The sequence below is a fragment of the Microtetraspora malaysiensis genome, assembly GCF_050947145.1.
GTDB lineage: Bacteria > Actinomycetota > Actinomycetes > Streptosporangiales > Streptosporangiaceae > Microtetraspora_A > Microtetraspora_A malaysiensis.
The window spans coordinates 7,055,565-7,077,842 of record NZ_CP191998.1; the positions used below are offsets into that span (position 1 = coordinate 7,055,565).

Annotated in this window: 22 protein-coding genes; 10 read left to right on the forward strand and 12 right to left on the reverse strand. The window is 71.0% G+C overall.

What is annotated here, in order from left to right:
• Positions 1-459: 459 nt before the first annotated feature.
• The 3 genes from ACQP1V_RS33155 to ACQP1V_RS33165 form a co-directional block, all read right to left on the reverse strand.
• Complete coding sequence (locus tag ACQP1V_RS33155) at positions 460-1,257, reverse strand: hypothetical protein (protein ID WP_433414118.1); 798 nt, start codon at positions 1,255-1,257, stop codon at positions 460-462.
• Positions 1,151-2,098 carry a hypothetical protein gene (locus ACQP1V_RS33160; RefSeq protein ID WP_433414120.1) on the reverse strand — a complete coding sequence of 316 codons (948 nt, stop codon included), beginning with the start codon at positions 2,096-2,098 and terminating at the stop codon, positions 1,151-1,153. Before ACQP1V_RS33160 ends, ACQP1V_RS33155 begins: the two co-directional genes overlap by 107 nt.
• A gap of 513 nt (positions 2,099-2,611) precedes the next feature.
• Positions 2,612-4,015, reverse strand: a complete 1,404-nt coding sequence (locus ACQP1V_RS33165; protein ID WP_433414122.1) for a cellulase family glycosylhydrolase — start codon at positions 4,013-4,015, stop codon at positions 2,612-2,614.
• Between the two features lie 52 nt (positions 4,016-4,067).
• Here ACQP1V_RS33165 and ACQP1V_RS33170 point away from each other — a divergent pair, with 52 nt between their 5' ends.
• The gene (locus ACQP1V_RS33170) at positions 4,068-4,574 is read left to right on the forward strand and encodes a hypothetical protein (RefSeq protein WP_433414124.1); all 507 of its coding nucleotides are present in this window, start codon (positions 4,068-4,070) and stop codon (positions 4,572-4,574) included.
• 89 nt (positions 4,575-4,663) lie between these two features.
• Here ACQP1V_RS33170 and ACQP1V_RS33175 read toward each other — a convergent pair whose 3' ends face one another.
• On the reverse strand, positions 4,664-5,311 hold the full coding sequence (locus ACQP1V_RS33175; protein ID WP_433414126.1) for a response regulator transcription factor: 648 nt from the start codon (positions 5,309-5,311) through the stop codon (positions 4,664-4,666).
• The gene (locus ACQP1V_RS33180) at positions 5,296-6,555 is read right to left on the reverse strand and encodes a sensor histidine kinase (protein ID WP_433414128.1); all 1,260 of its coding nucleotides are present in this window, start codon (positions 6,553-6,555) and stop codon (positions 5,296-5,298) included. Before ACQP1V_RS33180 ends, ACQP1V_RS33175 begins: the two co-directional genes overlap by 16 nt.
• 333 nt (positions 6,556-6,888) lie before the next feature.
• Between ACQP1V_RS33180 and ACQP1V_RS33185 the strand changes: the two genes are divergently transcribed.
• Together ACQP1V_RS33185 and ACQP1V_RS33190 are read left to right on the forward strand one after the other, a co-directional pair.
• Positions 6,889-7,413 (forward strand): RNA polymerase sigma factor, encoded by a 525-nt coding sequence (locus ACQP1V_RS33185; RefSeq protein ID WP_433414130.1) that lies wholly within the window; start codon positions 6,889-6,891, stop codon positions 7,411-7,413.
• Entirely contained in the window at positions 7,410-7,892 is a 483-nt protein-coding gene (locus tag ACQP1V_RS33190) for a hypothetical protein (protein WP_433414132.1), read from the forward strand. Before ACQP1V_RS33185 ends, ACQP1V_RS33190 begins: the two co-directional genes overlap by 4 nt.
• A 63-nt stretch (positions 7,893-7,955) precedes the next feature.
• Here ACQP1V_RS33190 and ACQP1V_RS33195 read toward each other — a convergent pair whose 3' ends face one another.
• On the reverse strand, positions 7,956-8,648 hold the full coding sequence (locus ACQP1V_RS33195; RefSeq protein WP_433414133.1) for an aspartate/glutamate racemase family protein: 693 nt from the start codon (positions 8,646-8,648) through the stop codon (positions 7,956-7,958).
• 177 nt (positions 8,649-8,825) lie between these two features.
• Here ACQP1V_RS33195 and ACQP1V_RS33200 point away from each other — a divergent pair, with 177 nt between their 5' ends.
• A complete protein-coding gene (locus ACQP1V_RS33200) occupies positions 8,826-9,860 on the forward strand; it encodes an Lrp/AsnC family transcriptional regulator (protein ID WP_433414135.1) in 1,035 nt (344 codons plus the stop codon).
• Here the strand turns inward: ACQP1V_RS33200 and ACQP1V_RS33205 are convergent.
• The gene (locus ACQP1V_RS33205; RefSeq protein WP_433414137.1) at positions 9,857-10,297 is read right to left on the reverse strand and encodes a MarR family winged helix-turn-helix transcriptional regulator; all 441 of its coding nucleotides are present in this window, start codon (positions 10,295-10,297) and stop codon (positions 9,857-9,859) included. The two genes, ACQP1V_RS33200 and ACQP1V_RS33205, sit on opposite strands and share 4 nt — an antisense overlap.
• 59 nt (positions 10,298-10,356) lie before the next feature.
• On the opposite strand from ACQP1V_RS33205, the gene ACQP1V_RS33210 reads away from it, so the two are divergent.
• On the forward strand, positions 10,357-10,899 hold the full coding sequence (locus ACQP1V_RS33210) for an isochorismatase family protein (RefSeq protein ID WP_433414139.1): 543 nt from the start codon (positions 10,357-10,359) through the stop codon (positions 10,897-10,899).
• A gap of 146 nt (positions 10,900-11,045) precedes the next feature.
• On the opposite strand, the gene ACQP1V_RS33215 is transcribed toward ACQP1V_RS33210, so the two are convergent.
• Positions 11,046-11,576, reverse strand: coding sequence for a TetR/AcrR family transcriptional regulator (locus ACQP1V_RS33215; protein WP_067143221.1), 531 nt, complete (start codon positions 11,574-11,576; stop codon positions 11,046-11,048).
• Between the two features lie 96 nt (positions 11,577-11,672).
• On the opposite strand from ACQP1V_RS33215, the gene ACQP1V_RS33220 reads away from it, so the two are divergent.
• On the forward strand, positions 11,673-12,380 hold the full coding sequence (locus ACQP1V_RS33220) for an MBL fold metallo-hydrolase (protein ID WP_433414141.1): 708 nt from the start codon (positions 11,673-11,675) through the stop codon (positions 12,378-12,380).
• Between the two features lie 38 nt (positions 12,381-12,418).
• Here ACQP1V_RS33220 and ACQP1V_RS33225 read toward each other — a convergent pair whose 3' ends face one another.
• On the reverse strand, positions 12,419-13,642 hold the full coding sequence (locus ACQP1V_RS33225) for an amidase (RefSeq protein ID WP_433414143.1): 1,224 nt from the start codon (positions 13,640-13,642) through the stop codon (positions 12,419-12,421).
• Between the two features lie 135 nt (positions 13,643-13,777).
• Complete coding sequence (locus tag ACQP1V_RS33230) at positions 13,778-14,653, reverse strand: LysR family transcriptional regulator (protein ID WP_433414145.1); 876 nt, start codon at positions 14,651-14,653, stop codon at positions 13,778-13,780.
• Positions 14,654-14,764: 111 nt separating this feature from the next.
• Between ACQP1V_RS33230 and ACQP1V_RS33235 the strand changes: the two genes are divergently transcribed.
• The 4 genes from ACQP1V_RS33235 to ACQP1V_RS33250 all read left to right on the forward strand — a co-directional run bounded on the left by ACQP1V_RS33235 (position 14,765) and on the right by ACQP1V_RS33250 (position 19,044).
• Entirely contained in the window at positions 14,765-16,333 is a 1,569-nt protein-coding gene (locus tag ACQP1V_RS33235; protein WP_433414147.1) for an amidohydrolase, read from the forward strand.
• A 14-nt stretch (positions 16,334-16,347) separates the two neighbouring features.
• The gene (locus tag ACQP1V_RS33240; RefSeq protein WP_433414149.1) at positions 16,348-17,301 is read left to right on the forward strand and encodes an ABC transporter substrate-binding protein; all 954 of its coding nucleotides are present in this window, start codon (positions 16,348-16,350) and stop codon (positions 17,299-17,301) included.
• 1 nt (position 17,302) lies between these two features.
• On the forward strand, positions 17,303-18,211 hold the full coding sequence (locus ACQP1V_RS33245; RefSeq protein ID WP_067143245.1) for an amino acid ABC transporter permease: 909 nt from the start codon (positions 17,303-17,305) through the stop codon (positions 18,209-18,211).
• 83 nt (positions 18,212-18,294) lie between these two features.
• A complete protein-coding gene (locus tag ACQP1V_RS33250) occupies positions 18,295-19,044 on the forward strand; it encodes an amino acid ABC transporter ATP-binding protein (protein WP_387410487.1) in 750 nt (249 codons plus the stop codon).
• A 45-nt stretch (positions 19,045-19,089) separates the two neighbouring features.
• Here the strand turns inward: ACQP1V_RS33250 and ACQP1V_RS33255 are convergent, their stop codons facing one another.
• Positions 19,090-21,159, reverse strand: a complete 2,070-nt coding sequence (locus ACQP1V_RS33255; RefSeq protein ID WP_433414151.1) for a hypothetical protein — start codon at positions 21,157-21,159, stop codon at positions 19,090-19,092.
• The gene (locus ACQP1V_RS33260; RefSeq protein WP_433414153.1) at positions 21,156-21,848 is read right to left on the reverse strand and encodes an ABC transporter ATP-binding protein; all 693 of its coding nucleotides are present in this window, start codon (positions 21,846-21,848) and stop codon (positions 21,156-21,158) included. The genes ACQP1V_RS33255 and ACQP1V_RS33260 overlap by 4 nt, the downstream gene beginning before the upstream one ends.
• Positions 21,849-22,278: the final 430 nt, after the last annotated feature.

The following is a 22,278-nucleotide window of genomic DNA, read 5'->3' on the forward strand; positions in this document are numbered from 1 at the left end:
TTGCCCGGCTTGCGCCCACGTGCCAGCCCCGCCGCCCGTGCGGCGCACTGGGCAGGCGCATGGGCGGGACGGACTGAGATCGCCAAGCCCTGTTCATCCTGAGTAGCGGTCGCCTCCGATGACGTGCCGGACAAGCATGGCCTGCGTGATCGCATCAGCGCGCCAGCTGACGTGGTGCCGTCCTGGCGAGTCAGAACGCGGCCTCCGCACACCAGCACGGCACCCCGCGCACGCCACCGAACCGCGCATCAGCATGGCCCACCGCCGCCCCACGAACGCACTGCGGCATGGCGCACCACAACGCCCCACGAACCGCACATCGGCACGACCCACCGCGAGAGCCACGCCACCCCACGAACCGCGCACCAGCACGGCGCACCGCGCGTGCCACCGAACCGAACCGAGCCGAACCGATCCCGTTCCGCCGACACGCGACCTTGAGCACTCCGGCGCGACTGGTCAGGGCTTGGCGGGCTTCCGGTAGACGACGGGACGGTCTCCCCGATCCGGATACGACATGATGAGCAGCCGTTGCCGGACGGCCCCGCCGTCCTTCGACGTGTCCCATGAGTAGTGGACCCGGATGCGGTAGTGGCCCTTGCCCCGGACGGCGAGGTCGGGTAGCGAGTCGTCGCCCAACGGGTGAGCGAATCTGATCTCGCCGCTGACGCTGAGGTAGCCGACCTCGACCACGCGCTGCCATCCCCTGGTCTCCACGGGCGGGCGCCGGTCGTACGTCTCGGTCGTGACGCAGAGCGGGACATCCTGGTGGACGGCGAGGTCGAGGAACCCCGGCCCACCGGCAAGCAGGTCGTCCGAGTAGGACGGATCGTTCGTCTCGAAGTCCTCCCCGGCGATGTCAGGTTCGTACGCCGCCAGGTCGCCGTAGTCCACCATCATCACCGGGTTCCGCTGGACGACCCTGAACACCGGTCTGATCCGGGGCCGGTGGCGGCGCCCGGTGGCGCAGACGCGCCGCCGCTCCTCCTCCCACTCCCGGAACTCACGCTCCTCCTGCTCGGCGTCCGCCGCGACGTCGGCGGCGGCACTCGGGCAGATGTCCGCGAGGACATAGCTGAGATCCCTGACCTGGACGCCGTCCGTACGGTGAACGCGGGCGAGCTCCGCCGGGTCGCTTCGAGTATGGACGTCACAGGACCGGGCCGCCTCCGTGGTCGGCCGCCGGAAGGAAACCCAGCAGGGCGGCCGCCGCTGCGCCCGTCGCCGCGATCCGGAACCGCGAGTGCGGCCGGCCACCGGAACCCGGCACCGCCGCCACGAGCAGGAGAGCCGCCATGGCGAAGGCGCCGCCGAACCACAGCCGCACGTCGCCGGAGGGATAGCCGCCCGGCATGGAATACGTCAGTTCGGGGTCGCCCAAGACCTGGAGGCCAGACCCGAGGTCGTCGCCCGGGACGGCGGCGGTGAGCGCGATGACGACCTCGGCCGCGGCGGCGGCGAGCAGGACGAGCACCGTCGCCCGCACCAGGCCGAGCGTCCTCCGCAGGACCGCGACGAGGACCAGAACGGACAGGACGCCCACCCCGGCGACGACGTCGACCAGCGACACGAGCACGGCCGGCATGAGGTCGGGGAAGCCGTCCGGAGCGTAGGAGGTCCAGCCGAACAAGATCTCCGCCCCAGGCCACGGCGGCGGGCCGCCGAAAAGGCCGACTGCCAGTGGGAGCAGGGGCAGCGCGACCGCCACCACGGCGAGCGTCCGCGAGCGGAGCGACGCCGGCCCCGGCCGAGCCGCCCGCGCATCGGGCTCCGTCTGAGGGCCGGCGAGCTCATGGGCGGAACGCGCCTGCCACACCGCCGTCAGCAGGGCGGTCGCGGTGGCCAGGCCTGACATCACAGGCCCGACGCCGCCGTCCGCCCAGGCGAAGGCGAACCTGATGGAGAACGGGAACAGCAGGTACGGCACCGCCACGGAACAGAACCCCGCCCACACGGTGGCCCGCCTCCACCTGCCGTCCGCCGCCTGGGCGATCAGGAGCAGCGCCGTACCCAGGATCCAGGGCAGCCCGTACAGCCGGGCGATGCCGAAGATCCGCTCGGCGGCCGGACGCCGGAACCGGCCCGGCCTGGCGCCCACGCAGGATCTGCCATAGCGCCCACCCGTGGAACGCGGCGATCAGGACGAGGAGCGGCACCGGCCATCCGGCGGATGCCCCTCCCGCCTGCCCGAACGTGAGCAGCCGGGCAAGGAGACCACCGTCACCGGTGACCAGCGCGATGACACCGAACAGGACGGCCGCGGCCGTGTAGGCGGCGGCGACCGAGGCGGCGAACCACCCGAAACGATAACGACGCACGTGCTGTTTCCCGGGGGGTGAAGGGCCGGATACGCCCTGCGGAGGGTGCTCGAACAAACTAGCCGCTCCCACCGACAAACTCCGTACGCGCGCACGACGCACCGCTCGGCGATGACGCGGTGGAGAGAGTGGCCCGCCACGGCCGCCCCCCGTCACCGACGTCCGTGGCCGGTACACCTCGTGGGGTGTCCACGGGCCTTGGCCGGGCCGGTCAGTTCGCCGGAAGAAACCCGTGGTCCTCGCGAAGCCCGCTTCGCTCCCTCGACCCCGGTGAACGCGTACAGACACCCCACCTAAGCAGGCGTGATCGTGAGGGTGACCCGGCCGGAGGTTTTGGTCCGGACGGTCAGGACCCGCCGCGCCGCGTCCCAGGTCGCCTCGCCTTCCGAGGCACGACCGCCGTCCGGGAAGCCGGCGGCGGGCAGGTAGATCTCCGTCGGGCCCGTCCCGTTGGCGTCGAAGGTCACTGTCAGCGAGCGCGCCTCGGAGCGGATGTCCACGGGGACGCCGCCGATCGCCCTCGGGTACGGCCTGGCATAGACGCCGACCAGTGGGGTGGCCGTGCCGCTCTCGTCGTACGGGCCCCAGGACCATGGGTCCCGGGACCAGTACGCCACGCCCGCACCCGCCCGCTCGCTGAGCCGGACGACCCGGTCCACCAGGTCACTCGCGCCCGGCCTGGTCATGTCCAGGCCGAACTCGCCCAGCAGGACCGGGGCGTCGAGCCGGTCCGCCGTACGCAACACGTTGTCGCGCCACCAGCCGAGCGTGCGGTCGGTCCAGTTCTTGGAGCCCGCCGTGTAGTCGTCGCCCAGGTCGAGCGGCAGCGGGTAGAGGTGCGGGGCGTAGGCGATACGGGGCGGACCGCTCCGGGGGTCGTCGACGTACGGCAGCGCCGAGGGCAGGCCCCAGTTGACGCCCACCGCCTGCGGCTCCAGGAAGATCCAACTGTCGGAGTCCACGGACCGGATCTCGGAGATGGTCGTGCGGTAGAGGGTGGCCAGGGGCCCGGTCTCGAACTGCGGGCCCTGGACCGAGCCGCCCCAGGGTTCGTTCATCAGGTCGTAGCCGAGGACCGCCGGGTCGTCCTTGAACCTGGCGGCGACCGCCTTCCACGCCTTGGCATAGTGGTCCATCAGCTCCGGGTGCTCGCCGGTGGTGTTCCAGAAGTTGTCGAAGGCGCGCATGACGCCCGGCTCCAGGTAGCCCAACTCCCAGGTGGGCAGGTCGGTCTCGACCGGGAACCCGTCGAGATAGGTCGCCCACGTGGGGGCGCCGTTGCCTGTCTCACCTTCCGGGCTGACCCCGCTGCCCCACACGTCCTGGTGCATGTCGAGCATGACGTGGTACCCGCGCTCGCCATACCAGCGGACCCACTCCGCCACCTTGTCCAGATATTTCGTGTCATAGGTGCCGGGCTGGGGCTCCACCGCACGCCACATGATGAGGAACCGGACGAAGTTTGTCCCCATGTCACGGTATTCGCGGTCGATGTCCGCCTTGGTGAGCTCGGGCAGGGCGTCCGGGGCACCCTTGGCACTACTCGCCGTGTTGAAGCCGCGCAGGATGAGCGTCCTGCCTCGCTCGTCCGTGATGAAGCGGCCGCCCGGCTCGGGGGCACCCCTGGTCGCCGCGACGACGCCCCCGGCGAGTACGACCAGCGCGGCGAGGGACACGATCCACCGGGCTCTCTTCATCCGATCTCCGAGGGCTTCCGTGAGAAACGTGGACGCCGCTAGCATGCCGAACATGAGCGTTGCTCGCAACAGCCTTCCGACGGTCGTCACGCTGGTACTCGTCATCGCGTCCGGCCTCTTCGGCGGCGCGCTGGTCACCCGGGTGGGCTACCTGGCGGTGCCCGCCGCGCTCGGCCTCCCCCTCGGGCCGCCCGGGCTGCGGCTCGTCCCGATCGGGGAGACGACCTGGACGGTGACGCTCGCCGACAGCGTGGCGGCGCTGGTGCTCGTCGCCGTGGTCGCGCTCGCGCGCGGCGGCTTCTGGCGCACATGGGGCGCCTTCCTCGCGGGCGCCGTGCTCGCCGACCTGCTGCGGGCCGTCGTGCTCACGCAGACGGCGTCCGCGGGCCTCGGCGCGTACGCCGGATATCTGGCGGGCGCGCTCGTGACCGGGCTGATATGGGGCGTCGCGCTCGGCTGGCTCCCCGGCCTGGCCGCCCTGCCACGCGGGAAGGAGCGCGCGCGGACCGCCCGGCACACCGCTCAGTCCTCTCGCGAAGCCGCCCAGGAAGGCGTCTGAGCGCCCTCGTCGCTCGGAGACGGTGCCGCGGGCGGCATCCGGCGATCACCACTGCGGCACGCCGCCGCGAGTGCGACGGCCGCCCGCGTTCACGTCTTGTTCAGGTAGGTGAGGACGGCCAGGACACGGCGGTTGCTGCTCTCGTCATCGCTGATCCCGAGCTTGCCGAACATGGAGGTCGTGTACTTGCTGATGGCGCTCTCACTGAGGAAGAGCCGCTGGCGGATGGCCTGGTTGGACAATCCTTCGGCCATGAGGCCGAGCACGGCGTGTTCGCGTTCGGTGAGCTGTTCGAGCCGTCGGCTGGAGGATCCACTGGACAGCAATTTGGTGATGACGGCCGGGTCCATGGCGGTCCCGCCGCCGGCGACGCGTTCCAGGGCATCGATGAACTGATCGGCGTCGAACACGCTGTCTTTGAGGAAGTACCCGACGCCGCCGACGCCGCCGGCCAGGAGTTCGCGGGCATACAGCTGTTCGACGTGCTGGGAAAGGATCAGGACCGGGAGTCCGGGCAGTTCCCGGCGGGCCGCAAGGGCCGCCTGCAGGCCCTCATCCGACTGGGTCGGCGGCATGCGGACGTCGACGACGGACACGTCCGGCCGCCATGTCCGCAGCGCGTCGAGCGTCTCGGGTCCGGTGGTCGCCGTCGCCACCACCTGGTGTCCGTACGCCTCCAGGAGGCGGACCATCCCGTCGCGCAGGAGGTAGAGGTCTTCGGCTACAACGATTCGCATGGCAGCATCATCCTCACTCGGGTCGGACCGCCTGCCGGGCTGGTGACCTCCACAGTGCCGTCGAAGACCTCGAGGCGGCGGCGTAGCCCATCGAGTCCACCCCCGGGTCGCACGTCGGCCCCGCCCCGGCCGTCCTCCTCCACATCGACGACGATGCCGGTGCCGTCCTGGGCGATGGAGATCCGCGCCCGGGACGCGTGGGCGTGCTTGGCCGCGTTGGTCAGCAGTTCGGCGACTCCGAAGTACAGGGCGGCCTCGATCGGCGGGTCCAGGCGGAGCTGAACGTCGGCGCTGACCGCCGCTTCGAGCGGGCTGTCCAAGGCGAGGGCGCGGACGGCGTCGACGAGCCCTCGCTCGTTCAGCACCGGCGGGCTGATGCCCCTGACCAGGTCGCGAAGCTCGGTCAGCGACGTGGCGGCGCCGGCCCGCGCATCCCGCAGCAGCGCCCTGGCCTGGTCAAGGTCGGATTCCATCAGCTTCTCCGCGGTCGCCAAGGAGAGCCCGAGCGCGACCAGGCGTGCCTGCGCTCCGTCGTGCAGGTCCCGCTCGATCCGGCGGATCTCGGCGGCCTGCGCGACCGTGGCGTCCGCGCGCTGGGCCGTCAGCTCAGCCACCCGGTCCTGCAGTGCCATCGCGGGCGACGCGCGCAGGAAGCGAACGGCCACCGGCTCGATGGACCGCCAGGCGTACGGCGCGCCGGCGATGGCCACTACCGCGCCGAGCACTCCGGCAAGAACCGCGGGGAACCCCGGGCGACCGAACCCGAGGACCGCCGCGACGACTCCGGCCGGCGGGATCGCGCAGATCACTCCCATGGTGATCGGTGCGATCGCCGTGAACCGCAGATCACGCCAGGTGGCGGGATCGCGCCACCGGGTCCGCCACTGCTGATCCATGCGGGCGTCCCGGCTGGTGCGCTCGTAGGAGTATCCGTTCCACCAGTACCCGGTCGCCATCTGCGTCACCGGCCCGGCCTGCCGATATCCGCCGGGGATGACGGTGCCCGTCCACTTCGCGACGAGGGAGCGGACCATTCGGCACACGGGGCGGGACAGGGCGAGCGTGCCGATACACGCCCACAGGAACGGCACTATCCCGGACCACGGGTCTCCATCCCACCACCAGATCCACAGCGCCGCGGCAGCGGCCCACACGGCCGGGACCAGCATGCTGACGACCACCACGACGCACGCTCGCACGAACCCCACGCAGGCACGCGCCGACCACGACACCAGCTGCCTCATGAACCGTCCTTCTCATTCCATGACCCCGACCGTGGCACCCGCGCGTCCTGAAATGCGGCGATCTGACCGGTACGGCGTGGTGTCTCTACTTTGCACCGTGCCGGAGCCTGATCCCCCCGGGGCGGCCCGGAAGTGGGTCTGGCCCCACCCAGCCGTACGTCCAGGCCGATACCGCGCCATCCACGCACTCCCTGACGTCGGCGCCATGCCAGACAACACGACGGAAAGTTCCCCAGGTCACGCCAATGCGGTGGCCGTGCTTCGCCCGCTGATTCGGGAACCGTGAACCCGCTCGGCCTCTCCCCCGACTGTCCTAATTGACGGGAGGACGAGATGACCGATGAACTGCTGGTGGTCCGCGCTCAATTGGGCGAGCGCGCAGCACTGGCCGAGTTGCTGGCTCGGTGGCGGGTGCCGGTGTGGACATACGTACGGCGCATGCTGGACGCCGAGCGGGCCGACGACGTGACCCAGGAGATCTGGCTGGCCGTGGTCCGCGGCCTTCCCCGGCTGCGAGAACCCGGCCGGTTCGCGCCGTGGCTGTTCACGATCGCCCGGCGGTCGGTGACCGATCGTCTGCGCGGCGAGTACGCCTGGGCCAAGGAAGCGCCCGTGGTGGACGACGTGGTCACCGAAGATCCGGCTGAGGCCATGGTGGATCGCGCCGCGCTGGTGAGCTTCCTGGCAGATCTCCCGGTGCTGGAGCGGGAGATTCTCGTCCTGTTCTATCTGGAGGATCTGCCAGTGGAGGAATGTGCGGCCATCTGCCGGATCCCGACCGGAACGGTTAAGTCGCGGCTCAACCGCGCCCGTCGTCTGCTGCGTGAGCACCTGGAAGAGAAGGGATACGGGCCATGACCGAAGAGCCGCGCCTTTCGGAGCAGGAGATCATCGAGCGGCTGGCGCCGACGCTGTCGCGCACAACGCGGATCAGGGCGGTGGCGGCGCTGCTGGCCGGGATGGCCGGCACGGTGTTCGTGAGCACGTTGTGGTGGTCGGAGCCCGGCCCGCTTCCCGGCCACACTCACCTGGCGTTCGCGTTGTTCACCGTGTTCTGCCTGCTCTGGACCGGGTACGGCGGGTGGCTGCTGACCCGCAGGGTTCCGCTGTTCGCCACCGATCAAGTGATCGCCGCCTGGATCAGCCTGGCCGCCTCGCTCGCCACCACGGCCGTCGTCGCCGCGGTGGCCGTTCAGCGCGGCACCGGGACAGGGCTCGCCCTTACGGTCGGGGGCCTGTTCATCGCGGGGACGCTGGCACTGACCGTACGCGCCCACGCCCGGCGGGCCGCGCTGCTGCGCCGCATGCGCGAACTGACCGGCCAGGAACACCGGTGAACGCGCGACGACGCCAGGCCCCGGCCGCGACGCGCGAGCGCCGGATCAGGTGATCGGAACGGGTCAGCCGAGCGCCAGCTCGGCGACCCGGCGGGCCAGCAGGCGGGCGGGGTCGACGACCGGGACGGGGGCGCGGGCGGCGTCCAGGGCCAGGACGATCTCGGTACACGCGGCGACGACCCGCTCGGCGCCGCGATCCACGAGGGAGCGGGAGACCTCCTCAAGCGCCCGCCGGTGGTCCGGGCCGGCGGCGCCGCTCTTGACCGCGCCGATGGCCGCCATGACTCGCCGCTGGCCGGGCTCGTCCGGCTCGATCACCGCGACGCCGCGACGCCGCAGCGCCTCGGCGTACAGGCCGGCGCGCAGGGTGCCTGTTGTGGCGAGCACGCCCGCGGCGCGCACGCCGTCGGCGGCGAGGGCGTCGGCGGTGACCTCGATGATGCTGGCCAGCTCCAGCCCGGCCTCGTCGGCGAGGCGGGGGACGAACGCGTGGGCGGTGTTGCACGGCACCGCGAGCACCTGGCACCCGGCCTGCTTCAGGCCCTCGATGCCGCGTCGCAGGTACGGGGTCGGGTCCTCGCCGTCGCCGATCAGGTTCTTGGAGCGGTCGGGGACGCGGGGGTCGCCCCAGATGACGACGGGCACGTGTCCCTGGTCGGAGGTCGCCGGCGTCTCCTCCACGAGCTTGCCGTAGAAGTCGACCGTGGCCGCCGGTCCCATGCCGCCCAGGACGCCGACCAGACGGGGTCCGCTCACCGGCCGCCTCCGGCCAGGCCGCGGACCCGCCGGGTGCCGCCGAACCGAGTCATCGAGATTCGTCCTCTCTCCGGGGGCCGTGGGTTCCCCGCATGGTCCCGGGCCGCCCGCACAAGGATCACCGGATAAGGTGATTCCGGCCGCCAAACGCAGCAAAGCGTCACTGAAGGGACGATCGTGCAGGATTCCGGCACCAAGCCGCCGCGGCTGCTGTCGGAGGCCGACCTCGAACTCATCGACGCCCTCCAGATCAACCCCCGCGCGAGCTGGGTGGACGTCGGGACGGCGATCGGCGCGGACCCGGTGACGGTAGCGCGGCGCTGGCAGCGGCTGAACGCGTCCGGCGAGGCGTGGACGACCGTCGCCCTGGGACGGCGGCAGATGCACGCGATGAGCGTGGCGTTCCTGGAGATCGACTGCGCGGCCGGATCGGCGGTCGAGGTGGCCGACCGGCTGGCCGCGGCCGGGCACCTCATCACCGTGCAGCACGTCGCCGCGGACCACGACCTGTTCGTGATCGCCGTGGCGGCCTCGATGCCCGCGCTGGCGGACTACCTGCTCGCGGACCTGCCGCGGGTGCCCGGGGTGGCGAAGGTGCGCACCCATGTGGCCACGCGGGTCTTCGACGCCTCGCGCCGCTGGCGGCTGCGCATGCTGTCCCCGGGCGCCGCGCGCGCCCTGGCCCGGCAGCCCGCCGCGCCGGAGCCGACCGGGCGGATGGACGCGCTCGACCGCCGGCTGTTCGCCGCCCTGCTCGCCGACGGGCGCGCGGGATACTCCGAGTTGGCCCGCGCGGTCGGCACCTCCGAGCGCACGGTGCAGCGCCGGTTGTCCCGCCTGGTCGGGTCCGGCGACCTCGACTTCCGCTGCGACCTCGCACGCGCGCACGCGGGCTGGCACTCCTCGGCCGTGCTGTGGCTGCGGATGCCGGACGCCCTGCTGGAGGAGACGGGCCGGGCGCTGCTCGACTGGCCGGAGACCCGGACGTGCGCGGCGCTCGCCGGCGCCCGCAACATGCTCCTCACCGTGGGCCTGCACGCCGCGGGCGACCTGCACCCGCTGGTGGTGCGGCTGGAGGAGCGCTTCCCCCACGTCGTCGTCGCCGACCGCCAGATCGTCCTGCGGCAGGCCAAGCTCTACGGCCGGCGCCTCGACCGGTTCGGCCGCTGCACCGGCGTCGTCCCGGTGGACCCGTGGAGCCTAGGGGGCTAGCTAGTCGGCAGGCCGCTGCGTCCGGCCATCGTGCGGAGAACGCCGCGCAGCGCCTTCACCTCTTCGGGTCGGAGACCGTCGGTCAGTTCCGCGTCGAGTTCGGCCGCCGCCCCGGTGCACGCGGCCAGCAGCTCCCGGCCCTCCGTCGTGAGCGCGAGCGTCTGCCTGCGCCGGTCGACGGGATCGCGTTCTCGCCGCACTGCGCCGAGCTCCTCGAGCCGGTCGGCGAGCGACACCACGAGGCTGGGCGCCACGTTCATGAGTTTGGCGATGTCGAGCTGAGAGGTCGCCGTTCCGGCCTCCAGGATCGCCAGCAGCCCCACATGTTTGGGCTTGAGGCCGTAGGCCGCCAGGCGCGCCGAGAAGCGTTCGGTCACCACGGCCCCCAGCGTGCCGAGCCGGAAGGCGAGCGTGGAAGTCAGCTTGACATCGTTCACACCCCGAATGCTACCGTCTCGATACCGTTCAGATTCTGAATGATTGAGAGAGAGAACAAATGTTGAATCCCGCCTCCATTCAGCTGGTGTTCGCCGACCTGCAGGACAGCATCGTCGAAGCCTCCGCCACCAACTCGGCCTCTTCCATCCGCCGCTCGGTCAAGGTCCTGAACGGACTCGTCGCGGCCCTCGACCTACCGTTCACCGTCTCTGCCGCGCCCCGCCCGGGCGGCCCCGGGACGATCGAGGAGGTGCCCGAGGGCGAGCCGTATGTGCGCACCGGCGCGTCCTGCTGGGACGACACCGCCTGGCGTGCGGCCGTCCTGTCCATGTCCCGCCCCACCCTGGTGATCTGCGGGGTCACCACGGAGATGGTGGTGCTTCGCACCGCCCTCGACGCACTCGAGGGCGGCATGGCCGTACAGGTACTGGTGGATGCCTGCGGCGGCATCACCCGCCGCACCGAAGAGGCCGCCCTGCGGCAGATCGAGGCGGCGGGCGGCGTGGTGACCTCCGTGGCGGGCTTCGCCACCGACATGGTGCGTGACTTCACCACGCCCACCGGCCGTCAGGTCATCGCCGCCCTGCACCAGTTGATCTGATCCGCCGGCCGCTCGCGATCGATCCCTCGGCACCCTGGCCGGGTAGCCACAGCGGGGCGATGCGATCGCGGGCTTCGCCGACCTCGGCGTCGGGCTCGGGCGGTCCGTCCCGGTGGGGCGGACTCGAACACCCGGTTTCCGAAGCTCTAGTGATCACCCGCCAGTGCCCGGCGTATGCCGACCAGGCCGTACTCGAAGGCACGGTCGACATCGCCCCCGAGCCGGAAGGCGCCGGCGAGTTCCATCTTGATGAAGCCGGCGGCCCAAGCCGTCACCAAGCGGGCGGCTTCAAGCGCGTCCCGTTCGCCCACGAGTTGCCTTGAGGCGTGCAGCACCGGGGCGGCCACACGGGCAAGGGCCTCGGGCGGTGCGCCCGCGGAGAACATCAGCCGGAACCCCTCTGGCCAGGCCTGGGCGAACTGCCGGTAGCCGCGCGCCAACCCCTCGATCGACCCGTCGGTCGACTCCAGCCGGGCGACCAGGTCGTCGACGGTGGCCTCGGCGACGGCGGCCAGCAGGGCCGCGCGGTTGCCGACGTGCTTGTACAGGGACGGGGCGCGCACTCCCACCCGTTCGGCGACGTTCTGCATCGTCAGTCCCTGCTGGCCGCCCGCCTCCAGCAAATCGCGTCCCGCGGCGACGATCCTGCTGAACGAGGTCTTCTCAGGCGTCGGCATCGGTCGTCCTCCCAGAATGAAAGCTATTGACGTTAGCCATCATGGCTAATTATGTTAGCTATCGACGGTCTCTGTCCAGCCCCCGAAGGAAGCCCAATGAAACTCGCACCCCATCTGCACCGGCTCGGTAACGATCTCGTGGCGTGCTACCTCGTCGACACCGCCGAGGGCATCACGCTCATCGACGCGGGGCTGCCCGGCCACTGGCGGGATCTGCAGCGCGAACTCCGCTCCCTGGGCAAGTCCGTCGACGACATCCGCGGACTCGTGCTGACCCACGGCGACTCCGACCACATCGGCTTCGCCGAACGCCTGCGAAGCACACACGGCGTACCGGTGTTCGTGCATGCCGCCGACGCCGTCCGCACCCGCACGGGAGAAAAGCCCAAGGTCGCGTTCGGCCCCATGCGTCTCGGCCCGACGCTCGGATTCTTCGGTTACTCCATCCGCAAGAACGGCCTGCGCACCCGCTATGTCGGCGAAGTCACCGAGATCGGTGACGGCGACGTCCTGGACCTGCCCGGGAATCCGGTGATCGTGGGCATGCCGGGGCACTCTCCGGGAAGCGTGGCGGTGCACGTCCCGCTCGCCGACGCGGTCTTCGTCGGCGACGCCCTGACCACGCGGCACGTCCTCACCGGGCGCGCAGGCCCGCAGCCCGCGCCCTTCACCGACGACCCGGCCGAAGCACTCTCCTCCCTCGACCGGATCGCCGGACTGTCGGCATCCTGGGTGCTCCCCGGTCACGGCGCCCCCTGGCGTACCTCACCGGCCCAGGTGAGCGAGGCGGTCAGGAAGGGCTGAGACGCCCCTGAGCCAGGTACGGGCCTGACGGCCGGAGGTCAGCGGGGTTCGGGGATCTCGCCGCCGCACGCCTCCCGGCACAGGCCGGCCCGCAGGACGTCCGCCTCGCGGCGGCCCACCATCTGCAGGTCGCCGACGGCCAGCGCGGGCAGGCCGAGCGCGGACACGACCGACGTGAAGCGGCCGACCTCCCCGCGTACGGCGGCCTCGTCGCACCCGACCCGGGGCGCGGGTCCGCCGAGCGTCGGCGTGATCAGGAGGTCGACGCCGGACATCTCCTCCGCGAACCGGGCCCGGACGGCCGCGAGCTCCTCGACGGCCCGGCGGTACTCCCGGTGGCCGATCCCGCCGGCGGCGTCCAGCTTGCGCCGCACGCCCTCGCTGTAGCTCGCCGCGGCCCTCGGGTACGTGGCCTCGTGGGTGCGCCGGGCCTGCGCGCCGACGATCGTCCAGTACGGGGTGAGAATGTCGTACGGCAGGGCGATCTCGCGGATCTCGGCGCCCAGCTCGGCGAACTCCTCGGCCTGCGCGCACCCCTCGGCGACCCCGACGACCAGTCCCGACAGGGAGGGCGGCGGCTCGACCGCCTGGCCGGTGAGCGCCCGCCACACCTGCGCGCAGTCGGCCACCGACGTGGCCATCGGCCCCACGACGTCGAACATCGGGGCGAGCGCCGCGACGCCTTCGGCGGAGACGGCGCCGGCCCGCGGGCGCAGCCCCACCACGCCGCAGCAGGACGCCGGGATCCGGACCGAGCCTCCGGTGTCGGTGCCGAGGCCGACCCGGGCGATGCCGGCGGCGAGCGCCGCCGCGGTGCCGCCGCTCGACCCGCCGGGCGACAGGTGCGGGTGCCGCGGGTTGCGCACGTCGCCCCAGTGCGGGTTCTCACTCGTGATGCCCCAGGCGAACTCGTGCTGGTTCGCCTTGCCGACCAGCAGTCCTCCCGCGCGTTCGAGCAGCTCGACGCAGGGCGCGGTGGTCAGCGCTTCCTCGCCGCCGTACAGGGCGGAGCCGCGGGTCGTGGGGAGCCCGGCGACGTCGATCATGTCCTTCGCCACGAACGTCCAGCCCCACAGTTCGGCCGGGACGGCGGGCGCCGGGACGTCGTGGCGGGCGAGCCGGTCGATCACCGGCTGGGAGCCGGTCTCGATGAGGATGTTGTGCCCGGCATGGAGGCGTATCGCCTCGGCGGACCGCGCGATCGCCGCCTCGCGCTCCGCCATCACCTGGGCGGACCCGGCCTGCGCCGTCTCGCGTTCCATGGTCGGGGACCTCCTCGCACCGCCGGACGGCGCGGCCGGTGCGACGGGGTCGCCCGTCCGGCCGCGCTCATGAACCGGCAAATGGTGACATATCCCCCGGTCCGCGTCGAGCCCTCCGCGCGCCGCCGTACGCGGTCAGACCGCGAGCGCGTCGAGCAACGCGCGCAGGCGGGCGGTCTCGCGCTCGGGGCGGGCGAGGGCGAAGATGCTGCGGCTGGTGTTCAGCCACGGCACGTCGGCGACCACGACCTCCGGGCCGTGCCCGCGCAGCGCGAGGTCGGGGACGAGCGCCGCGCCCACCCCGGCCTCGATCATCGCCATCGTGATCTTGAAGTCGTCGGAGTGGCCCGCGACACGAGGGCGCAGGCCCCACCGGGCGAACACGCTGTCGAAGAACAAGGCGTCGCTGCTGCCCGGGTGGTGCATGATCCACGGCAGGTCCGCGAGCTGCTCGGCCCGGTGCGGCGCCAGGTCGGGCCAGCGCCTCGGGAGCACGACCTTGTAGCGGTCCTCCGCGATCCAGCGACGACCCAGCGCCGACGGCCACGACAGGCCGGAGTTCCCCACCTGGTAGACGATCGCGGCGTCCATCTCGCCGCCGGCGTTCAGGCGCGGGATGAGCTGGGACGACTCGGCCACGGTGACCCTGATGCCGGCCCGGTCACGCGGCTCCATCCTCCGCAGGACGCCGGTCAGCACGTCGGCGAAGCTGGGGAAGATGCCGAGGTGGAGCTGCCGCTCGCTGTTCCGGTGCACCGCCCGGACGGTCGCGACCATCCGCTCCAGGTCGGCGAGGACGGTCTGCGCGTGCCTGGCCAGCACCTCCGCGGCGCTGGTGGGCAGCACGCTGTGCGCGGAGCGCTCGAACAGCTTCACGCCGATCTGCCGCTCCAGTGCGGCCATCTGCTGCGAGACGGCCGACGGGGTGTACCCGAGCCGATTCGCCGCGGCGGCGAACGAACCGAGCTGAACCACTTCACGGAGAGTGCGCAGGTGCTCCGGCTTGAGCATTAGCACTCCTTACTCTCAGGGCTGCCAAATGTCGTGTTTATAGCGCTTCCGCCTTCTTTTCGCCACTCCTAAGGTGATGGCCACCGTTCCTCGAACCCGTTTGAGAGTCACATGAGCATTCGCGTGTACCGCAACGCCGCCATCCGCACCGGAGAGGCCGGCGCCCCGCCGGCCCAGGCAATGGCCGTGGACGGCGAAATGCTGATCGCGGTCGGCACCGAGGCGGAGGTGCGCGCGGCCGCGGGCCCGAGCGCGGAGCTGATCGACCTGGACGGCGCCGCGGTGCTCCCCGGCCTGTACGACGCGCACATCCACACCGCGCAGTACGCCCAGAGCCTCGGCGCGGTGGACCTGCGCGACGTGCGCTCGCTGGACGAGGCCCTCGCCATGGTGGCCGCGCACGCGGCTCGGCTGCGGCCGGGCGCCTGGCTGTTCGGCGGCCGGTGGAACAGCAACACGTGGAACCCGCCGGCCCAGCCGGACCGGTACGCGCTGGACTCGGTCTGCCCGGACCTGCCGGTCGCGCTGCCCAGCGTGGACGGCCACACGGTGTGGGCCAACTCGGCCGCGCTGCGGCTGGCCGGCATCGACGCGAGCACGCCCGACCCGGTGGGCGGCGAGATCGTCAGGGACGCGAACGGGGAGCCCACCGGCATCCTGCGCGAGTCGGCCTCGTACCCGCTGCGCAACCTGATGGTCTCCGCCGACCTGCGCGACCTGCTGCGCACCGCGCAGGATGAGCTGCTCGGGCTCGGCCTGACCAGCGTCCACGACATCGACGGCGAGGACTGCCGGGACGCCTACCTGGCACTGCGCGACGCCGGCGAGCTGAAGCTGCGCGTCCACAAGGCGATCCCGATGATCCACCTGGAGAAGGCCATCGCCGAGGGCCGCCGCACCGGGCAGGGCGACGACTGGGTCCGCACCGGACCGGTGAAGATCTTCAGCGACGGTGCCCTCGGCTCGCACACCTGCCACATGAGCGAGTCCTTCGCCGACGATCACGGCAACACCGGCATCGCGGTCACGCCGTACGAGGAACTGGTCGCGTTGTTCTCCCGGGCGGCGGGGGCCGGCATCGCGGTGGCCACGCACGCCATCGGCGACCAGGCCAACCACCTGGTCCTCGACGCCTACGAGGCGCTGGGCGCCACGCCGGGGCTGCGGCACCGCATCGAGCACGCCCAGCACCTGCGGCCGGACGACCTGGCCAGGATGGCGCGGCTGGGCGTCGTCGCCTCGATGCAGCCGGTCCACTGCACCAGCGACATCGACCTGGTCGACTCACTGCTGGCCGGCCACGAGCTGGCCTCCTACGCCTGGCGCGGGATGCTGAACGTCGGCGTCGCGCTGGCCTTCGGCTCCGACGCGCCCGTCGAGCACCCCAACCCCTTCGCCGCGCTGTACGCCGCGGTGACCCGCACCCGGACCGACGGCACCCCCGTCGGCGGGTGGCAGCCGGAACAGCGGCTGAGCATGGCCGAGGCCGTCACCGCCCACACCCTGGGCGCGGCCTACGCCGCGGGCGAGGAGGACCGCAAGGGCCTCCTCACGCCCGGCAGACTCGCCGACTTCATCGCGGTGGACACCGACCCTTACCTGGAGTCGCCCGAGGCGGTGCTGCGCACCAAGGTCCTGACCACCGTCGTCGGCGGCGATGTCCGCTGGCAGCTCATCTGAAGGAGCACCCCCTTTTGAACACCCGGATCCTCACCACGCTCGCCGTCGGCGGGCTGCTGGCCGCGACCGCCGCCTGCGGCGCTCAGTCCCTCGACGGCGGAAACTCCGACGCGACGGCCCCGGCCGCGGCCGTCACCCTCGACCAGGCCCCCGCCGAGGAGAAGGCGGCCGACGTCATCAACGCCATCACCCCGGACGAGGAACTCGCGGCGAAGGCGCCGGCGAGCCTGAAGTCCGGCGGCCTGAAGGTCGTCTCCTCGATCGGCTACCCGCCCATGGAGCTGTACGCGAGCGACGGCAAGACGGCGATCGGCTTCGACCCCGCCCTGGCGCGCGCCATCGCGAGGAAGCTCGGCGTCAAGGTGACCATCACCGACGAGGAGTTCAACTCGCAGATCCCCGGCGTGCTCACCGGCCGGTACGACTTCGTCATCTCCTCGATGAGCGACACGAAGGAACGGCAGGGCCAGGTCACGTTCGTCGACTACGTGCAGGCTGGCGCCGCGCTGCTGGTCAAGAAGGGCAACCCGGCGGGCATCAACGGGCCGAAGGACCTGTGTGGCAAGACGGTCTCCGTCGTCGACAACGGCTCCTCGATGGAGCTGGCCGAGAGCTACGACGCCGACTGCAAGAAGGACGGCAAGAAGGCCGTGGACATCCTGAAGTTCCCCGGCGACACGGAGGCCATGCTCCAGGTGGGCAACGGCCGCGCCCAGGCCACCGTCACCGACTACGTGGTCGCCGCGTACAAGGCGACCGATCCCCAGCTCGGAATGGAGGCGATCGCCCTCGACGGCACCGCGGCCCCCTGGGGGATCGGGATGAAGCCGGACAACACCCAGCTCATCGACTCCGTCAAGGGCGCGCTCGACTCCCTCATCAAGAGCGGCGAGTACGGCAACCTGCTCAAGGCGTGGAACCTGGACGCGCTGGCCGTCGAGTCGGCCGTGGTCAACGGCGGTAAGTGACGTGCGCACCGAACCGATCGCCGGCCCGTCCGGCCCTCCGGTGCCCGTCGCCCGTACCTTGCACTGGGGCCGCTGGGTGTCCGCGGCGGTCGCTCTGGCCGTCGCGGGCTGGCTGGTCTACCTGGTCGTGGTCAACCCGCACCTCGACTGGGGCAAGGTCGCCGAGTATCTGTTCAACGACCGGATCCTGGCCGGAGTCTGGGTCACCATCGAGATCTCCGTGCTGGCGACGGCCCTCGGGCTGGTGCTCGGCGTCCTGGTCGCGGTCATGCGGCTGGCGCACAACCCCGTGCTGAGCGCGCTGGCCTCGGGCTACATCTGGTTCTTCCGCGGCACGCCGGTGCTGGTGCAGCTCATCTTCTGGTACAACCTGGCGTTCCTCTTCCCCGAGCTGGTGCTCAAGATCCCGTTCACCATGATCGGCCTCAAGTGGGACACCAACCAGGTGATGACCGGCTTCACCTCGGCGATGCTGGGGCTGGGGCTGAACCTGGCGGCCTACTTCGCCGAGACCGTACGCGCCGGGATCCAGGCGGTGGACCGCGGCCAGACCGAGGCGGCGTACGCGCTGGGCATGACACCGGCCAAGCGGATGCGGGTCATCGTGCTGCCGCAGGCGCTGCGCATCATCATCCCGCCGACCGGAAACGAGTTCATCTCGATGCTGAAGACCACGTCGCTGGTCTACGTGGTCGCCGGGCACGACCTGATGACCAACGCCAGCCAGATCTACAAGGCGAACAACCGGATCATGGAGCTGCTGATCGTGGCGAGCGTCTGGTACATGCTCATGACGGCCGTGGCGACCTTCCTTCAGGGGCGGCTGGAGCGCCGTTTCGGCTCTGACGCCGTACGGCTGGTGCGCGGCGGCGGCGCGGCGGCCCGGGTCCTGCCGAAGGTGGCCGCGTGAACCCCGGCGTGAAGTCCGCGGAGTCCGCGGAGTCCGGCGTGGAATCCGGGGTGGAGCCGGTCGTGCTGGCCTCGGGTGTCCGGATGGGCTACGGCAGCGTGCAGGTGCTCAACGGGGTGGACTTCGCCGTCGCCCCCGGCGAGGTGAGCTGCATCATCGGCCCGTCGGGGTCCGGCAAGTCCACGTTCCTGCGGTGCCTCAACGGGCTGGAGCCGGTGCTCGGCGGCAGCTTGCGGGTCCTCGGGGAGGAGGTCGGCCACACGCTGCGTGACGGCAGGTACCACCCTTGGACGCCCAAGGAGTTCGCCGCCTTCCGCAAGAACATCGGCATGGTGTTCCAGCGCTTCAACCTCTTCGCGCACCAGAGCGCGCTGGAGAACGTCGCCTGCGGCCCAGTCCACGTGCTGGGCACGCCGCAGGACCGGGCGCGGACGCTGGCGATGGAGCACCTGGACCGGGTCGGCCTGGCCGACCACGCGCACAAGCGGCCGCACCAGCTCTCCGGCGGGCAGCAGCAACGGGTCGCCATCGCCAGGGCGCTCGCGATGAGCCCGACGCTGATGCTGTTCGACGAGCCGACCTCCGCGCTCGACCCGGAGCTGGTCGACGAGGTCCTTGAGGTCATGAAGGGCCTGGCCGCCGAGGGCATGACGATGGTCGTGGTGACCCACGAGATCGCCTTCGCCCGGGAGGTCGGCGACCGGCTGACCTTCTTCGCCGACGGCGTCGTGGTCGAGCAGGGCGGGCCGCGCGAGCTCCTCGCCGCCCCGGCCCACGAGCGCACCCGGGCGTTCCTGTCCAGCGTGCTCGGCTCCGAGGACGGGCGTTCGTAGTCGATCGAGGATGGCCGGGGGTGGTCACGCCGCCCCCGGCCTTTCTCATGCCGGACGGCGGTTCATCCGCTCCCGACGCCGTGGCGCGTGGGTGCGCCGAGCGGAGACCTTCGGCTGGATCCGCAGGCACAGCCACAAGGTCGCCGCGATGCCCAGCCCGCCGCCCAGTACATATGCCCACGGAAAGCCGAAGACGGGTTGCAACTCGGTGCCGTACAAGGCGCCTATGTAGACGACGTTGTAGTTGACGGCGACGCCGAAGCCGGCCACAACGATCCCGCAGAACACGACGGATGCCAGCGCCCGGGCCATTGCCGAGCGAACGAGTTGCCGAGGCGCTCCGATGAGTTCGAGCGAACGAGCGAAGCGGCTGTCGCCTCGGAGTGCGTCGGCCACGCCCATGATCAGCATGGGCATGGAGACGACCAGGCCGACCACGAAGATCGCGGGCAGGAGCACCGCGTACAACTGCGCGCTCTGCTGGACAGTCTGAACCATCCCGCGCTCGAACTTCAGCTCCGGCCTGATCGTCTGGATGTCGGACATGACGTCGTCGGCTCGCCGGCGAGGGAAGACGATGTCGAGGCTTTCCGATCCATCCGGATGACGGGTCACCTTCGCGTAGGGGGCGACCGCGGGAGAGGCGAGGAAGCGCTGCTTGAGCGGCTCTTTGATCCCGTCTATTCCGACGCTCTGCAGGCCGTCGGCCCCGTAGGCGAACTGCTTGACCTCGGTGGCGGCGTCCAGGCTTCCGGCGTGCAGACCGAGCAGGCTGATCAGCAACATGGGCACGGCCACCAGGCGGGGGGCCAACGCTCGATTACCGGCAACGAAACGAGCCGCCAAGCGAGTGGCGAGCATGTGCCTGGGGCGCACAAGCCGCGACAGAGCAACCGTGATCGGCTCGATCGCGACGATGGTCACCCCCGCCGCGATGGTCATGAGCAGATAGCTGACCTGGGGGGAATACACGCGGGCCAGCAGGCTGTCGGGGGCGAGTCGTCCGAACATCCCCTTGTACTCGGCCAACGGGACGGCGGCCAGCACCCATGCCAGTACGGCAACGGTAAGCAACGCCCACGAGCCCTGGGCTCGCCGCCGTACCTGTCCCGACGATCGGATGGATCGGGCCGCTGAGACAGCGCTCATGACGGCGAAGACGAGTGTCGAGCAGGCGACTGCTCCCACGAGGAACGGCAGCGGCAGGACCGCGTCCTGTGGATACCAGCTGAGGCTCGGGATGCCCGTTGTGCCGAGGCGCGGCCACAGAAGGGCGGCGGCCAGGCATCCGGCGGCACCGCCGGCCAACCCCGCCACCGCTCCCTCCCAGGCGGCGACGCGGCCGATCAGCGCCCGCGGCATGCCGGCGAGATGAGCGCGGAGCCAGCGACGCCGATAGACACGCGATGACATGCCGAGTGCGGCCAGCGTGAGCGCGGCGACGGGGATCAGGGTGGCGGGGATCAGCCTGACCAGGATGGCTTCGGAATCCAGGTACTGCATGGTGCCTTGACTCCAGGAGGTCTCCCACACCTCACCCGACCGGTCCGGCGTGATCCGGTAGGCGGTCGGGCTCACCCCGAAGGTGACATCCAGGTTCGGCTCCTCCGGTACGTTCGATACCCGCCCTACGTACGCGTACAGCTCGTCGGGGTGGGCGAGCCCGGCCGGTCCGATCAGCCCGGCCTGCCGGCCGGGAGCCCAGGTCGCGTACCGGGGGTTTGACGCGATCAACTGTGCGGCGGCAGGGGACAGGAACACCTCGCCGGGCCGGGGCGCGTGGTCGACGCCGGGCGGAGTCGCGGCCCGCGCGCGATCCCGTACGTCGTAGACGAAGACCCGGCGCCACCTTCTGGTCTCGGCGACCATGATGTCGGAGACCCCGACCTTCATGCCCGCTTCCAGGTCGCTCACAACGCGGTCCTGACCGACCGGAACCGCGCGGAGACGGTCGCGGGTCTGCTGGGCCTCGACGATTCCCGGTATGGATGCGGCGATGAGGCCGAAGAACACGGCCGCCGCCGCACACAGCGCGAACCCGGTCATCCTGTTCAGCGTGGCGCGGGGGGAGCCGCGGAGCATCCGGTAACTCAGCCGGGCCGACAACGGAGTCATGTCCCTGCCCTCTGGTCGTCGGCTGTCTCGATGCGGCCGTTGACCAGCGTCACCACGCGGTCGGCACGTCCGGCGAGGTGTGGGTCGTGCGTGACCAGCAAGATCGCGGTGCCGTGCTCGCGAACCGCACCGATGAGCAGGTCGGCCACAACCAGGCTGTTGTCGGCGTCCAGGGCGCCGGTCGGCTCATCGGCGAACAGCACGTCGGGCCGGTGGACCATCGCGCGGGCGATCGCGGCGCGTTGCCGTTCTCCACCGGAAAGCTGCCAGGGGTAGCGCTTGGCATGGTCGGCGATTCCGAGCAGCTTCATGATCTGCGAGGCGCGGTCGCGGCTGTCGTGCATCCTGTTCAGCTCCAGCGGGAGTCGTACGTTCTCGTGCACGGTCAGCTCGTCGATCAGGTCGCCGTCCTGAAAGACGAACCCGAAGTGCCTGGCACGCAGCGCCGTGCGGGTGTGGTGGCGGAGCTGGTACAGCGGCTCATCGGCCAGCAGGACGCGCCCGGAATCTGGGGGAAGCAATCCGGCCGCGCAGCGCAGCAGGGTGGATTTCCCGCTTCCGCTGGGGCCGACCAGGGCGACGAACTCACCTTCGGAGATGTCGAGACTCACGGAGGTGAGCGTTGCCTGCCCGTCAAAAGAAATTGAAACCTCATCCAGACGCAAGAGCGCGGAATCCCTGTCGGCCACCCAAAATCACCTTTCCGCGAAAACTCCACAGGCGGCCTCGCCGGCTGCGAGACCGCCTGCTGTTGCCGAGCAAAGAATGTCAGGAAGGAGACGTGCCGACACGGAGCGCGGCGCGGACGAAATCATCGGAGCACAGACCGCCACGAACGGCCGGAGCCCCGCACGTGATACACGCGCCCCTGTCGATGGTCAACTCGTGACCAGCCTCCACAGCGACGGGAGGCGGCGGAGGGGGCGGATCGACTGGTGCGGATTCCACGTGGTTGACCGCCTTTACTGAAGGGCCTACCGAGGAATTGTACGACTCCCGGTCGCGCCGCTGATGCTCTTGATGGTAATGGTGACCGTGCCGCTGGGGCTCGGCGTCGTCTGGCCACCTGCATATCCGTCAAGCGACAGGCAACAGCGCCGCAAAATTCGATGCCAATTG

What these genes read in the sequence shown, in the direction of transcription:
- ACQP1V_RS33165 (WP_433414122.1), bottom strand. Translation starts at nt 4,015, where the DNA reads ATGAAGAGAGCCCGGTGGATCGTGTCCCTCGCCGCGCTGGTCGTACTC.
- ACQP1V_RS33170 (WP_433414124.1), top strand. Translation starts at nt 4,068, where the DNA reads ATGAGCGTTGCTCGCAACAGCCTTCCGACGGTCGTCACGCTGGTACTC.
- ACQP1V_RS33175 (WP_433414126.1), bottom strand. Translation starts at nt 5,311, where the DNA reads ATGCGAATCGTTGTAGCCGAAGACCTCTACCTCCTGCGCGACGGGATG.
- ACQP1V_RS33180 (WP_433414128.1), bottom strand. Translation starts at nt 6,555, where the DNA reads ATGAGGCAGCTGGTGTCGTGGTCGGCGCGTGCCTGCGTGGGGTTCGTG.
- ACQP1V_RS33185 (WP_433414130.1), top strand. Translation starts at nt 6,889, where the DNA reads ATGACCGATGAACTGCTGGTGGTCCGCGCTCAATTGGGCGAGCGCGCA.
- ACQP1V_RS33190 (WP_433414132.1), top strand. Translation starts at nt 7,410, where the DNA reads ATGACCGAAGAGCCGCGCCTTTCGGAGCAGGAGATCATCGAGCGGCTG.
- ACQP1V_RS33210 (WP_433414139.1), top strand. Translation starts at nt 10,357, where the DNA reads ATGTTGAATCCCGCCTCCATTCAGCTGGTGTTCGCCGACCTGCAGGAC.
- ACQP1V_RS33215 (WP_067143221.1), bottom strand. Translation starts at nt 11,576, where the DNA reads ATGCCGACGCCTGAGAAGACCTCGTTCAGCAGGATCGTCGCCGCGGGA.
- ACQP1V_RS33220 (WP_433414141.1), top strand. Translation starts at nt 11,673, where the DNA reads ATGAAACTCGCACCCCATCTGCACCGGCTCGGTAACGATCTCGTGGCG.
- ACQP1V_RS33225 (WP_433414143.1), bottom strand. Translation starts at nt 13,642, where the DNA reads ATGGAACGCGAGACGGCGCAGGCCGGGTCCGCCCAGGTGATGGCGGAG.
- ACQP1V_RS33230 (WP_433414145.1), bottom strand. Translation starts at nt 14,653, where the DNA reads ATGCTCAAGCCGGAGCACCTGCGCACTCTCCGTGAAGTGGTTCAGCTC.
- ACQP1V_RS33235 (WP_433414147.1), top strand. Translation starts at nt 14,765, where the DNA reads ATGAGCATTCGCGTGTACCGCAACGCCGCCATCCGCACCGGAGAGGCC.
- ACQP1V_RS33250 (WP_387410487.1), top strand. Translation starts at nt 18,295, where the DNA reads ATGGGCTACGGCAGCGTGCAGGTGCTCAACGGGGTGGACTTCGCCGTC.
- ACQP1V_RS33255 (WP_433414151.1), bottom strand. Translation starts at nt 21,159, where the DNA reads ATGACTCCGTTGTCGGCCCGGCTGAGTTACCGGATGCTCCGCGGCTCC.